This window comes from Tolypothrix sp. PCC 7712 (genome assembly GCF_025860405.1).
Taxonomy (GTDB): Bacteria; Cyanobacteriota; Cyanobacteriia; order Cyanobacteriales; family Nostocaceae; genus Aulosira; species Aulosira diplosiphon.
Window position 1 is genome coordinate 921514 of the sequence record NZ_CP063785.1, and the last position, 13295, is coordinate 934808.

6 protein-coding genes are annotated in these 13295 nt (G+C 42.8%); 3 read left to right on the forward strand and 3 right to left on the reverse strand.

All coding sequences use genetic code 11. The features are described 5' to 3' along the window. Positions 1-91: 91 nt before the first annotated feature. Positions 92-820 (forward strand): RadC family protein, encoded by a 729-nt coding sequence (radC, locus tag HGR01_RS03590; protein ID WP_045872059.1) that lies wholly within the window; start codon positions 92-94, stop codon positions 818-820. Between the two features lie 107 nt (positions 821-927). Here the strand turns inward: radC and leuD are convergent, their stop codons facing one another. Both leuD and leuC read right to left on the reverse strand, forming a co-directional pair. Further along, a complete protein-coding gene (gene leuD, locus HGR01_RS03595) occupies positions 928-1524 on the reverse strand; it encodes a 3-isopropylmalate dehydratase small subunit (protein WP_045872060.1) in 597 nt (198 codons plus the stop codon). 223 nt (positions 1525-1747) lie between these two features. Beyond that, the gene (leuC, locus tag HGR01_RS03600) at positions 1748-3151 is read right to left on the reverse strand and encodes a 3-isopropylmalate dehydratase large subunit (protein ID WP_045872061.1); all 1404 of its coding nucleotides are present in this window, start codon (positions 3149-3151) and stop codon (positions 1748-1750) included. 624 nt (positions 3152-3775) lie between these two features. Between leuC and HGR01_RS03605 the strand changes: the two genes are divergently transcribed. Next, a complete protein-coding gene (locus tag HGR01_RS03605) occupies positions 3776-5134 on the forward strand; it encodes a P-loop NTPase fold protein (RefSeq protein WP_045872062.1) in 1359 nt (452 codons plus the stop codon). Positions 5135-5476: 342 nt separating this feature from the next. Here the strand turns inward: HGR01_RS03605 and HGR01_RS03610 are convergent, their stop codons facing one another. Then, a complete protein-coding gene (locus HGR01_RS03610) occupies positions 5477-5839 on the reverse strand; it encodes a hypothetical protein (RefSeq protein ID WP_045872063.1) in 363 nt (120 codons plus the stop codon). Between the two features lie 2018 nt (positions 5840-7857). Here HGR01_RS03610 and HGR01_RS03615 point away from each other — a divergent pair. Next, on the forward strand, positions 7858-13104 hold the full coding sequence (locus HGR01_RS03615; RefSeq protein WP_045872066.1) for a translocation/assembly module TamB domain-containing protein: 5247 nt from the start codon (positions 7858-7860) through the stop codon (positions 13102-13104). Positions 13105-13295 lie beyond the last annotated feature (191 nt).

The window sequence follows — 13295 nt, forward strand, 5'->3', positions numbered from 1 at the left end:
TTTTCTTTCCCTTGAACCATTTCCCTTTTTCCCCTTAACCGACAAGTATTGAGATAGATCCAACTAAGGTGAATCTTCCGGCAGCTATTATATGACCTATTGCCTCAGAATTGCTGATATGCCTGAGACTGAACGTCCACGTGAACGTTTAATGGCTCATGGCCCCAAAGTTTTAGCTACTGCTGAATTGATTGCAATTTTGCTAGGTACTGGTCAAGGGCCAGGAAAATTATCGGCTGTGGGTTTGGGACAATATATTTTGAGCGAATTAGGCAAACATCAGCGTGACCCTTTGGCAGTTCTAAGAGAAGTTACCCCAGCAGAGTTAATGCAAATTCCTGGGATTGGGCCAGCCAAGGCGACTACTATCTTAGCGGCGATTGAATTAGGGAAACGCGCTTTTCAAACCAGACCAGAAGGGGAAACTATTGATAGTCCATTAGCCGCAGCCGCAGCTTTGAGCCAAAATTTAATGTGGCAATCACAAGAACGGTTTGCGGTGTTGCTGTTAGATGTCAAGAATCGCTTGCTGGGAACCCAAGTCATTACCATTGGTACAGCTACAGAAACCTTAGCTTCCCCCCGCGAAATTTTTCGAGAAGTAATTCGCCAGGGTGCAACGCGGGTAATCGTCGCCCATAATCATCCATCTGGGAGCCTGGAACCAAGCCAAGAAGATATTGAACTGACGCGTCAATTGTTATCAGGAGCAAATTTTTTAGGTATTCCCCTGCTGGATCATCTCATTTTAGGCAATGGTAACCACCAAAGTTTGCGAGAAATTACAACTTTATGGGATGAATATCCGCAAGGGGATTAGGATTGGGCATGGGGCATGGGGCATGGGGCATTGGGTAATTGGTAATTGGATTTGCCGTTTATTCTTTCCCCCTTCCCCCTTCCCCCTTCCCCTTTCCCCCTTCCCCCTTAATATCCCCAAGCTACATAGGATAATTTTGCCGCAGTGGCGCGAACTTGATTGGCATTGGCTACTAATTGACCGCAAGCATCCCAAGTGCCGGAGACGAAGGTGCTTCTTGTGCCTTCACCGATAGATATTGGGGTGGTGTAATCGTCAACTTGGACTTGCAAGCTTTCTAGATTGATGGTGACAGATGCTTGGGGATTGGTTGTTACTAGTTCTTGCAGCTTTTTAATGGTGGCGCTATCAGCAGTGACGCAAGGTATACCCATTGCGACGCAGTTACCGAAAAAGATTTCTGCGAAGCTTTCACCAATTAAGGCTTTAATGCCCCATTTTGCTAGGGCTTGGGGTGCGTGTTCTCTTGAGGAACCACAGCCAAAGTTGCGGTTAACTATTAAAATGTTCGCCCCTTGATATTGTGGTAAATCAAAGGGATGCTCACCTTTTAGTGCTGTGCGGTCATCGATAAATGCACCTTCACCTAAGCCGTCAAAGGTGATGGCTTTTAAATAGCGGGCGGGAATGATGCGATCGGTATCTATATCATTACCTATTAAAGGTACGCCACGACCGGAGACTTGTTTTACTTCACTAACCATAAATTTTTAGGAAAAACGAACCGCGAAGGACACAAAGAACGCAAAGGAAGAATTGAGAGAGAGTTTTGCTGTAGTGACGTGTCTAGACTAAAATAGTGCATTATTCAAACTCTTGTGGGATGGGCATCTTGCCCGTCCTGGGCGGACAAGATGTCCACCCCACAAGAAAATTATATTGCCACATTTTAGCCTTGTCGCACCCTACATATTGTTGAGAGTTTGGTTACAGCAACTCGCGCACGTCGGCGACTTCGCCTTTAATTGCCGCAGTTGCCACCATTGCGGGACTCATGAGTAATGTGCGACCGGAGGCGGAACCTTGTCTACCTTTAAAGTTGCGGTTGGAGGAGGAGGCGCTGATTTGTCTTCCCTGTAATTTATCTGGGTTCATGGCGAGGCACATGGAACAGCCTGGTTCGCGCCATTCAAAGCCGGCGGACTCGAAGATTTTGTCTAATCCTTCGGCTTCGGCTTCTTTTTTGACTCTTTCGGAACCTGGGACGACGAAAGCTTTCACTCCCTCGGCTACATAGCGACCTTGGGCAATTTTCGCGGCTTCTCGTAAGTCGCTGATTCTGCCGTTGGTGCAACTACCAATAAAGCAGACATCTACTTTAGTGCCTTTAATAGGCTGACCGGGAAATAAATCCATGTAGCTGTAAGCTTCTTCGGCAATAAATCTGTCTTCTTCCAGTAGTTCTTCGGGTTTGGGGATGAGTTGGTTAACACCGATACCTTGACCGGGGGTAATTCCCCAGGTAACTGTAGGGGGAATATCGGCGGCGTTGAAGACTACAACATCGTCATATTCGGCATCAGCATCACTCTTGATGGATTCCCACCAAGCAAGGGCTTTGTCCCAATCGGCACCTTTGGGGGCGAAGTCTCTACCCTTAAGGTAATCGTAGGTGACTTGGTCGGGGTTGACGTAACCACATCGAGCCCCGCCTTCGATCGCCATGTTGCAGACGGTCATCCTCTCTTCCATGTTCATTTGCTCAAAGGTTGTACCTGCGTATTCGTAGGCGTAACCAACACCACCTTTCACGCCGAGGGTGCGAATAATATGCAGAATGACATCTTTGGCGTAAACACCGGGGTTGAGAGTACCGTTAACCTCGATTTTGCGGACTTTTAATTTTGAAAGGGCGAGGGTTTGGGAAGCCAAAACATCACGGACTTGGCTAGTACCAATCCCAAAGGCGATCGCACCAAAGGCACCATGACTAGATGTATGGCTATCGCCGCAAGCGATGGTCATTCCTGGCTGGGTTAGTCCTTGTTCTGGGGCGATGACGTGGACAATTCCTTGACTGCCAGAACCAATATTGTAAAATCTAATGTTATTTTCTTGACAATTTTGCTCTAGTGCTCGAATCATTTCCTCTGCCATCGTATCGACAAAGGGACGAGCTTGATTATCAGTAGGTACTATATGATCTACTGTGGCAACAGTGCGATCGCTAAATAATACTTTTAAACCTCGTTCCCGTAACATTGCAAAGGCCTGGGGACTGGTGACTTCATGGATGAGGTGAAGCCCGATAAATAGTTGTGTTAGCCCTGAAGGCAGTGTCCCAACAGTATGTAAGTCCCAAACTTTATCGAACAGGGTACCTTTACTCATATTAATAGTTAGTTCACGAGTCAGAGTTTTTATAGTATCAAAAAATTGTCGGGCTTTTGCTATGTGAATTGCTTGATTTTAAGTTAGCAATATCAAAAATCACAGGGGAATAGGGTTTAGTTAAGATCATTAGCGATTGATTTGTCGCTTGTTAAAAAAGCCGGCTCAATTGGGGGATTCTCCCCCAAACCCCCGATTGGGTGACGGTTGCGTCCCCCAAACCCCCTCCAAAAATATTGTTCGGTTTTTTGTTGAGTATCTATAGTAATCCTATTTAATTAGGATTTACGCAAGTAAAATTTGTCATTGCGACCGGGATTGCCACGCTACGCTCGCAACAGGCTCCTTGTAGGGAAGCAATCCCATAATTTTAGGCGATTACGTTGCTACCCTTGTAAGGGACTTCCAAGTAAAAAAATATTCCATTGCTCTTGTTCACAGTCAACAGTCAACAGTCAACAGTCAACAGTCAACACTCAACACTCAACAGCGACTTCCTTTAACCCTATTTATCTGTTTGTAAAACTAAAATACTCCGAAATCAACGCTTAAATTACTGTAAATAACTGTATTCTTGCTATCAAGGATATCTGGCACATATAAGATAAATAAATTACTAGCTTTATGTCCATAGATTTACTTGCTTTTTTTCAAGCTACCGACCCCAGCCGCACTTTGTTTATAAATAATGCAGTTGATGCCAAGTATTATATAGACTTTTCTGAAGTGCGGGGTGGTGATATTATTAACCGACTGCAACAGAAAATTACATTTTTTAAGCCGAATGACCCTACTTGTACTTTATTTACTGGGCATATTGGTTGTGGTAAATCGACGGAGTTATTAAGGTTACAGGCGGAACTGGAAAAGCAAGGCTTTCATGTGGTGTATTTTGAGTCTAGCGAAGACTTGGAAATGACTGATGTGGATATTGCTGATGTATTGTTAGCGATCGCTCGCCGTGTAAGTCAAAGTCTGGATAAAATTACACTGGCGGAAACCAGCAAACTCAATGAATTGCTACAAGGTGCTTGGAAGGTCTTAAACTCCGAGGTGACGGGAGTGAAGCTGAAAGTTCCCAATCTTGGGGATGTGGGTTACTCGGCGGAAAAAGAGAAAGTTTCCTTAGCTTTTGGAATTGGCGAAATTACCACCAAAACTAGGAACGACCCCAACCTGCGGGAAAAACTCAATCAATATTTAGGGCCGCAGAAAACCCAATTACTTGAAGCCATTAACCGCGAACTTTTAGAACCTGCGATCGCTAAACTCAAGCAGCAAGGTAAAAAAGGTTTAGTGGTAATTGTCGATAACCTCGACCGCATCGATAACCGCGTCAAATCTTGGGGTCGTCCACAACAGGAATATCTGTTTGTGGATCAGGGGGAGTTTATGACCAAGCTAAATTGTCATTTAGTTTATACAATGCCCCTATCGCTGAAATTTTCCAATGATTATGGTACCTTAACCCAGCGATTCCCCGAAGACCCGAAAGTTTTGCCGATGGTTCCCGTACAGTGGCCTGATGGTAAAGTCCACGAACAGGGAATAACACTTTTGCAGCAGATGGTGTTAGCAAGAGCCTTTCCTAATGTACCAGCAGCAGAACGCCTCGATCATATTACAGAAATTTTTGACAGTGCTAGCACCTTAGACCGCTTATGTTACATGAGTGGTGGTCATGTGCGCGACTTATTGCGGTTGCTGAACACCTGGATTATGGAAGAAATGACCCTTCCCCTTTCTCGCGACACCTTAGAACAGGTAATTCGTTCACGGCGTAATGAAATGACTATGCCAATTTCTGATGAAGAATGGCAATTATTGCGTCACGTCAAGCAGAGAAAGAAAGTCAGCGATGACCAAGGATATCAAAAACTGATTCGCAGTCGCTTTGTTTTTGAATATCGCGATCGCGGCGAGTCTTGGTTTGATGTCAACCCCATTTTAATTGAAGCCAGGGAGTTAGAGTCTTCTAATTAAGTGAATGATTGTAGTGGACTGACACACCAAAAATAGTGCATGAAAAAAACTCTTGTGGGATGGGCATCTTGCCCGTCCGGGGCGGACAAGATGTCCACCCCACAAGAAAAATTATTGCACTATTTTAGCCTTGCCACGCCACTACGAAATGACAAATGACAAAGAACAAATGACTAATGACAAAATAAACAATAATCGCTCTCTAGAACATAAATTTTTATATAATTAATCATTGCCAATCCTTGCTAACACATAAATTATGCGTAAGGGTACAAGAATTTTGTACCCCTAACCATTTATGGCTTGTTCACGAATTTGTCTGGCGGCTTGCGTAATTACGAATTACGCAGTAGGCACAGCTACATTTTGACGCACAACACGTTTGCGATCGCCTTTCCTCGTACCCCCAGCCATCTGATATTCATGGCTATTGCTGCCAAATTTATAGGCAATACCACGCAAAATGTTCTCAGAATAATCGGCTAAATCTTTTTCATTCTCTACAATTTGGGTTAATAAGTTATCGATAGTAGAGAGAGTTCGATTATACACTTTTAAAGATTCGCGCAGGTTTTGGATTTTTTCAGTATAACCTTGGACTGTTAATCCTTCTCCTACATCTAAGCTGGAATTAATAGATTCAATACTAGCTAAACGTTGTTCAGCGTTGCTAAGAATACGTGAAGTACGTTTTCTTCTCACCATAGTTGGCACCCTATTACAAAATTTTTCATAAATCTATAGTGGACAATTATTTAAAAATTTGTCCTACGTGAAATTGTTGATTTTTTGTCAAAAATTCTAAATATCAGTAATTTATCTGAATTCCTCATGACAAAAGTCTCAAATCAGGTAATTTCTACTATTTAAATTTGTTGGTAAATTTCAGAGTAAAAATCTGTTTATCCTCATGTTAAAGCGGAAGCTTCTACAACTTGCGCGTAACACCGAAACGTTAAAGCTGAAGCTTCTACAACTTGCGCGTAATACCGAAATGTTAAAGCGGAAGCTTCTACAACTTGCGCGTAATACCGAAACGTTAAAGCTGAAGCTTCTACAACTTGCGCGTAACACGGAAACGTTAAAGCTGAAGCTTCTACAACTTGCGCGTAATACCGAAATGTTAAAGCTGAAGCTTCTACAACTTGCGCGTAATACCGAAACGTTAAAGCTGAAACTTCTACAGGGAAAGCGGAAGTTGCTACAGAGAAAGCGTAACTTATTTATGAAGTAGGGTGTCCTGCGGCTATTAAAGGATGTGGAACTTAGAGACAATAAAATTTAGCCGTAACGCACCGCCGCATAGATGGTGCGTTAGGCGCTAAATTATACCAAATCAAATAATATTCTAGATGGCACGCCGTGCCCAGTGGAGTCAACTTAACGTGAAACCCGCTTTGTTGCAAGGTTTCGCCCTCACCCCCAGCCCCTCTCCCACCAGGCTACGGTGTACACACAAGTGGTAGCTGTAAGGGTTTCAGGCGTTATAGACCCCTTAAATTGTCATTACGAGCGCAGCGATAGCGGAGCGAAGTAATCGCATAATCCCGTAGTTTTTGCGATTGCTTCGTCGTTCCTCCTCTCTACGAGACGCTACGCGAACGCAATGACAGGCTTCGGGAGCGTTCCAACAGCCCAGAGTTAAAGGGCAAAACCAAGCTTCAGGTGGAATTTCAAGACTTCTGTGTACACCGTAGCCCACCAGGAGAGGGGAGCAAGAGATTTAGTTCCCCTTCTCCCGGGGGAGAAGGGGTTAGGGGATGAGGGCACGAGGTATTTGTAGAACACGCGCCGTACATAGCTTTTAGCTTAAGTTGACACGTATGCGCCATGCCATACCCCTACAATCTGTCGCATTCTTTTTTCAAATTGGTATTACTCAACAAAAAACAGATCAATCATTTTGGAGGGGGTTTGGGGGACGCAACCGTCCGAAGTTTTGTGGAAGGAAACCTTCCCCACAAACTTCACCCAATCGGGGGTTTGGGGGAGAATCCCCCAATTCTTCTGGCTTCTTTAATCAGTAATACCAAATCAAATAATGTTTGCAACACATCAATATATTCTAGAGGGCACGGCGTGCCATACCCCTACAATCTGTCGGATTCTTTTTTGAATTGGTACAAACAGTAGATATATAGTGATAAATCATACTATACAAGTAAATAAAAATACTACTTTAAATAATCACCGCGTCCAACTAACAGCTAAGGATAAAATGCAAAATCCCTCCTCTGCTACCATTACAATCTATCGCAGAGATGATTTTCGCATCCATATTTTAAGGCAGTCTAATTAAAGCAGTAATTTATAGCTCTTTCTACCTAAGTACACACAGCTTAATATGTTGTAAGACTACTCGGTTAAGGGTTTTGAACGCAAAATTGGCTTTGGGGAAAAGGTTAAAGGTTAAGGGTTAAAGGTTTTTCTTTCCCCTTTTCCCTTTCCCCCTTCCCCCTTAACCTTTCCCCGACTTCTACAAGAAGTCTATTGTGTTTCGATAATCACCTGTGTTCACGACGTGGGAAAATACTTAAAAGTAACGGCATTTCTAAATTTGAGTAGGAATTGAGATGATTTACTCAAGCTAAAGGTCAATTATTTGCGCCTTGGCGGGAAACAAAATTCATCTGCTTACTCAGCAATGCCAAGTAGCTAATACTGAAAAAACCGTAGGATGGTTGATTTATTTACCAGACCTACAAAGGCTCAGAGGATGAGAGATGACACGCTCTCCTAATTCTAATCGGCGTTTGTGGTTGCTGTTACTAAGTCGTAGCAGCATAGCTTTGGGAGTAGTTTTACTCGTAGGGATTATTGGGGGTATTTGGTGGGCTAATAACTTTATTCATCAAAAATTAGTACCATTAATTGAAAGCAATCTTTTAGAATTGCTGGGAAGACCTGTAAATTTAGGTGCGGTTCAAAGCTTTTCACCGAATAGCCTGCGTTTTGGTAACACAACAATTCCTGCAACTACGACAGATCCCGATAGACTGGTAGCACAAGCGGTAGATGTGGGTTTTGACCCTTGGCTATTAGTTTTTAACCGGACTTTAAAGCTCAATGTGACTTTAATTCAGCCTGCTGTTTATATTGAACAGGATCAGCAAGGGCGTTGGGTTTCTACGAAAATTAATACCGCTACGCAGGAAAAGAAGGGTTTTATTACCACTGAATTAGAGACACTTCGCTTGCAAAATGGCGGTTTGGTCTTGTCTCCCTATACCCCAGCCAATAAACCAAGGGTGAATGTTGGGTTTAATCAACTGAATGGGGTGGCGCGGTTATTAGAGCAAAATCAACGGATTAATTTTGATGCTACTACTCAACCTGTGAATGGTGGTAGTTTGCAAATTTCGGGAGACACTCTAACCAAAACTACGGAAACGACGCTGCAAATCAATACTAGCAATTTGGCAGCAGCGACACTGACGCAATTAGTCCAGTCACCTGTGACTTTACCATCGGGGACTGTGGATGGTAATTTAACAGTTAAATTTCAACCTAAGCAGCCGAAAACAACGGTTTTTGGCATAGTTAACGTTAATCAAGTTACGGCACAAGTTAATAATTTTCCCAATAAATTAACTAACATCAACGGGAAATTACAATTCCAGGGTACGCAGGTGGCGCTGGAAAATATATCTACCAGCTTGGGTAATATCCCGGCGCAAATTAATGGCTCGGTCGATACGCAAACTGGTTATAATGTCACCGCGAATATCCAAGCTGTTAGCGCGCAAAATCTCTTACAAACTTTTAATATTAAACTTCCCATCACCACGGCTGCTGACTTTACAGCAAATTTTAAATTACAAGGTGCAATTCCCAAGCCTGTAGTTACAGGTGCAGTGAGTACAATTAAACCTGCGGTGATTGACCGTGTGAATTTTGAGAAAATTAGCACCCAATTTCGCGGAACACCGCAGGAAATTGTGATTTCTCAGATTCAAGCTACCCCAACGGTAGGGGGAGAAATTACAGGTAGCGGTCGAGTTGGATTAGGTAAGCAGGGTGAAGTTGCGATCAATTTACAGGCAGAAAGGTTACCAGGAGATGCATTAGCTCAAACTTATAATGCTAGTACTGCCAATATTCGCATTGGTACAATCTCCGCCAATACCAAAGTTTCAGGAACTCTGGCGAATTTACAAACCCTGGTGCAAGTCCAAGCACCAATGGCTACTTATCCGGGGAAAGTTGAATTAGCAATCAATAAGGGACTGATTCAGTTCCAGAATACAGTTTTTCAGGTAGCGGGGGGGACAGTTGCAGCGCGAGGACAACTTGTAGGCGATCGCTGGCAAGCTTTTGTGGATGCAAATCAAGTTCCTCTGCAAAGTTTAGCTCAAGCTACTAGCAACCCAGATAATGCGAATGCAACTTTACCAAAGCAGTTTCAAGGTAATTTAAACGGGAAATTTAATTTATCGGGAACCACCAAGTCTTTTCAGTTAGCAAATATTCAAGCTTCTGGACAGGCGAACTTAAATGTCGCTGGCGGGAGAGTTAACCTTAATAATATCCGCCTAAATAATGGTCTGTGGCAAGCTGTAGCCAATGCTTCGGGGATTCAAATCAATCAATTTGCCCCAAATGTTCAAGGACAAATTGCTAATAGTAATATACAAGTTTCTGGTAATACGAATTCTTTTGCTTTAGCTAATATTCAAGCTGCTGGACAGGCGCGATTGAGTTTAGCTAGGGGAAGCGTTAATGTCAGAAATATCAATTTGAGTAATGGCAACTGGCAAGCTATAGCCACTATTTCCCAAATTCAATTAAATAATTTATCACAAAATTTGCGCGGGCGGTTAAATGGTGATGTGCAAGTAGCGGGAACCACGGCTTCTTTCCAACCGCAAAATATTGTAGCAGCAGGTAATGTGAGATTTTCCCAAGGTTTAGCGGCACTCACACAACCGTTAACTGCCCAATTTCAATGGAATGGGCAACGTTTGCAAATTGCCCAAGCCACTGCACCCGGTTTACGAGCATCTGGTGATATTGCTGTGGCATTGCAACCCACTCCTCAAATTACTGGCTTAAATCTTAATGTCCAGGCAGATAATTACAACCTGCAAAGTCTGCCAATTCAGCTTCCGGGTAACATTGCTTTGGCGGGGAGAGTAGATTTTAACGGACAAATTGCTGGTACGCCTACTAATCCAATTGCTAACGGCAATGTTCGCTTAGAAAATTTTGCCATTAATGGTTTAGCATTTGACCCTGTCTTAACTGGAAACGTCAGTTATCAAGCGGGACAGGGAACCCAATTTCAAGTTACTGGTAGACAAGACCAAATTGCCTTTTCTTTAGGTGCAAATAATCGCCCTACGGCATTTAATATTAGGCGCGACGGTACTGTTGCCACTGGCAACACTGTGGGAGATAATTTAGCAGTTAATGTCCAAGATTTTCCTATATCTTTAGCGAAGGGCTTTCTTCCGGCTAATGCCAATTTAGGCAGTATCAACGGACAATTATCAGGAAATTTAACAGTTAATTTAACAGATTATAGTTTAGTCGGTAATGTCGCCGTAGCTCAACCGCGAATTGGCAGAATTCAAGCAGATGAATTTCGCGGCAATATTAGTTATGGTAATGGCAATTTTGCTTTAACTAATGGCGAGCTAATTCAAGGACAAAATCGCTATTTGCTTAGTGGGATTTTACCAACTTCACTCAATAACCCCTTACAATTTACAGTTAGCTTTGACCAAACCAGAATTGAAAATTTACTCTCAACACTGAATATCTACAATTATCAAGATTTACAGACTGGTTTGCAGCCTCCAAACCTTGCTGGTGCGGAAGCATTACAAACTGAGCCTGTGAGTTTACCCAACACCAATTTATTAGCGCAAATAGATTATCTCTCCAAAATTCAAAGCCAAGTCACTCAAGCAAGAACCCAAGAACAACGAACCGAACGCGTACCTTCTTTAGAAGAATTACAAGGATTAATTAGCGGTAATATCGGCGTAACAGGTTCTTTACGCTCCGGCTTAAATATTGGCTTTAATTTTACAGGTAATAATTGGGTATGGGGCAAATATAATATTAATCAAGTTATCGCTAGCGGCAATTTTGAAAATGGCAATTTAACCCTACAACCTCTGCAAGTTAATTTCAATAATTCCATCCTCGCTTTTACCGGACAATTAAGCCAGCAAGCATTATCTGGACAAGCACAAGTCCAAAATTTAGCATTAGCAGATATTAAACCTTTATTCCCCCAATTACCTGTAGATGTGGAGGGTAATATTAATGCCAATGCCACATTATCAGGAAGTTTAAATAATCCCCAAGCTGTAGGGGAATTAGCTTTAGTAAATGGTAGCTTAAACAATCAATCTCTACAGTCTGCCCAAGTTAGCTTTAACTATAACGATGCGAGATTAAATTTTGGCAGCAATATTTTAGTTACTAGCACACAACCAATTCAAATTAATGGTAGTATTCCTGCCAAATTACCTTTTACATCCGTCGAGCCATCTCCTAGTATTAGCATTCAAGCTAACGTGCAAAATGAAGGCTTGGCATTATTAAATCTGGTGAATAACCAAGTCAAATGGGTAGATGGTCAAGGACAAGTCAACGTCCAAGTTCAAGGAACATTAGATAGACCAGAAACCACCGGCATTGCCACCATTAATAATGCCACCATTAACGTGCAAAGCCTGAGCGAACCATTAACAAATGTTACAGGTACAGCACAGTTTGCAGGCGATCGCTTAATTGTCGATAATCTACAAGCACAATTCAGTCGCGGACAATTAACAGCCGCAGGTATTCTCCCCATTTTCGCCAGTCAAAACGCCCAACAGCAAGCCGCTAGCAATCCTCTGACGGTTTCATTGCAAAACTTGCAGTTGAATTTTCAAGACTTATATCAAGGCGCAGTCAACGGTAATGCAGTAATTACCGGCACAGCATTTGCTCCCCAACTCGGCGGTAGAATTCAACTCAATGATGGTGAAGTATTATTAGGAAACGCCGCAGCTGTCAGCAATAATACAACTTCCCAGTCAGACAGTTCTCAAGAATTTACAGTCACAACACCGGAAACAACCACGGCGAATAATACCCCCACAACACCGACAACCACAAATACAGCCAGAATACCGATAGAATTTGCCAACCTACAGCTAGTTTTAGCCGATGATGTCCGCGTCACCCGTCAACCGTTATTTAGCTTTGTGGCGGAGGGTGATATCACTCTCAACGGAACCCTAGCTAAACCTCGTCCCCAAGGAGAAGTTCGTCTACGGGGAGGACAGATAAATTTATTTACTACCCAATTTACCTTAGAGCGTGGTTACGAACAAACAGCACTATTTACCCCCAGTCGTGGTTTCGATCCCACATTAGATGTGCGCTTACTCGCCATTGTCCCAGAAGCAACTCGCAGTTTAGGGCGAACCTCACCCATATCTAGCGAAATTCAAGATATTTCTGCCATCAACTTTGGTACATTAAACACAGTTCGCATTAGTGCGATCGCCAAAGGCCCAGCCAGCGAATTATCTGATAATTTAGTACTAACTAGCGAACCTCGCCGTAGTCGATCTGAAATCGTGGCTTTACTGGGAGGTTCAATTCTCAACAATTTACAGCAAGGCGATGCAACCTTAGGATTAATTAATATAGCTGGTTCAGCAGTTTTCTCTAATTTGCAAGGTACTCTTAGCCAAATTGGTCAAACTATCGGCTTAAGTGAATTAAGACTATTTCCTACCTTGGTAACTAATACTAATACCAATGTTTCGGTATTGGGTTTAGCTGCCGAAGGTGTATTTGATGTATCGAAAGATTTTTCTGTTTCCTTATCGCGAGTTTTTGCTAGCAATGAACCCTTCCGTTACAACGTAATTTATCGCCTCAATGATGAACTGCGCGTGCGCGCTTCTACTAATTTAGGTGATGAAGGTCGTGCTGTGGTTGAGTATGAAACCAGATTTTAATCCACACAGACACAAAGATGCAATTTTAACTAAATAGGATTTACGCAAGCAAAATTTGTCATTGCGACCGGAACGAAGTGTAGGGAAGCAATCCCAGGATATCAGGCGATTACGTCGCTACGCTCGTAATGACGTAATTCCGTGACTTTTGCGTAAGTCCTACTAAAATAGATAAATAAAGTCTTCAAAGT

Coding starts and splice junctions, on each gene's coding strand:
- radC (WP_045872059.1), top strand. CDS start 92: ATGACCTATTGCCTCAGAATTGCTGATATGCCTGAGACTGAACGTCCA.
- leuD (WP_045872060.1), bottom strand. CDS start 1,524: ATGGTTAGTGAAGTAAAACAAGTCTCCGGTCGTGGCGTACCTTTAATA.
- leuC (WP_045872061.1), bottom strand. CDS start 3,151: ATGAGTAAAGGTACCCTGTTCGATAAAGTTTGGGACTTACATACTGTT.
- HGR01_RS03605 (WP_045872062.1), top strand. CDS start 3,776: ATGTCCATAGATTTACTTGCTTTTTTTCAAGCTACCGACCCCAGCCGC.
- HGR01_RS03610 (WP_045872063.1), bottom strand. CDS start 5,839: ATGGTGAGAAGAAAACGTACTTCACGTATTCTTAGCAACGCTGAACAA.
- HGR01_RS03615 (WP_045872066.1), top strand. CDS start 7,858: ATGACACGCTCTCCTAATTCTAATCGGCGTTTGTGGTTGCTGTTACTA.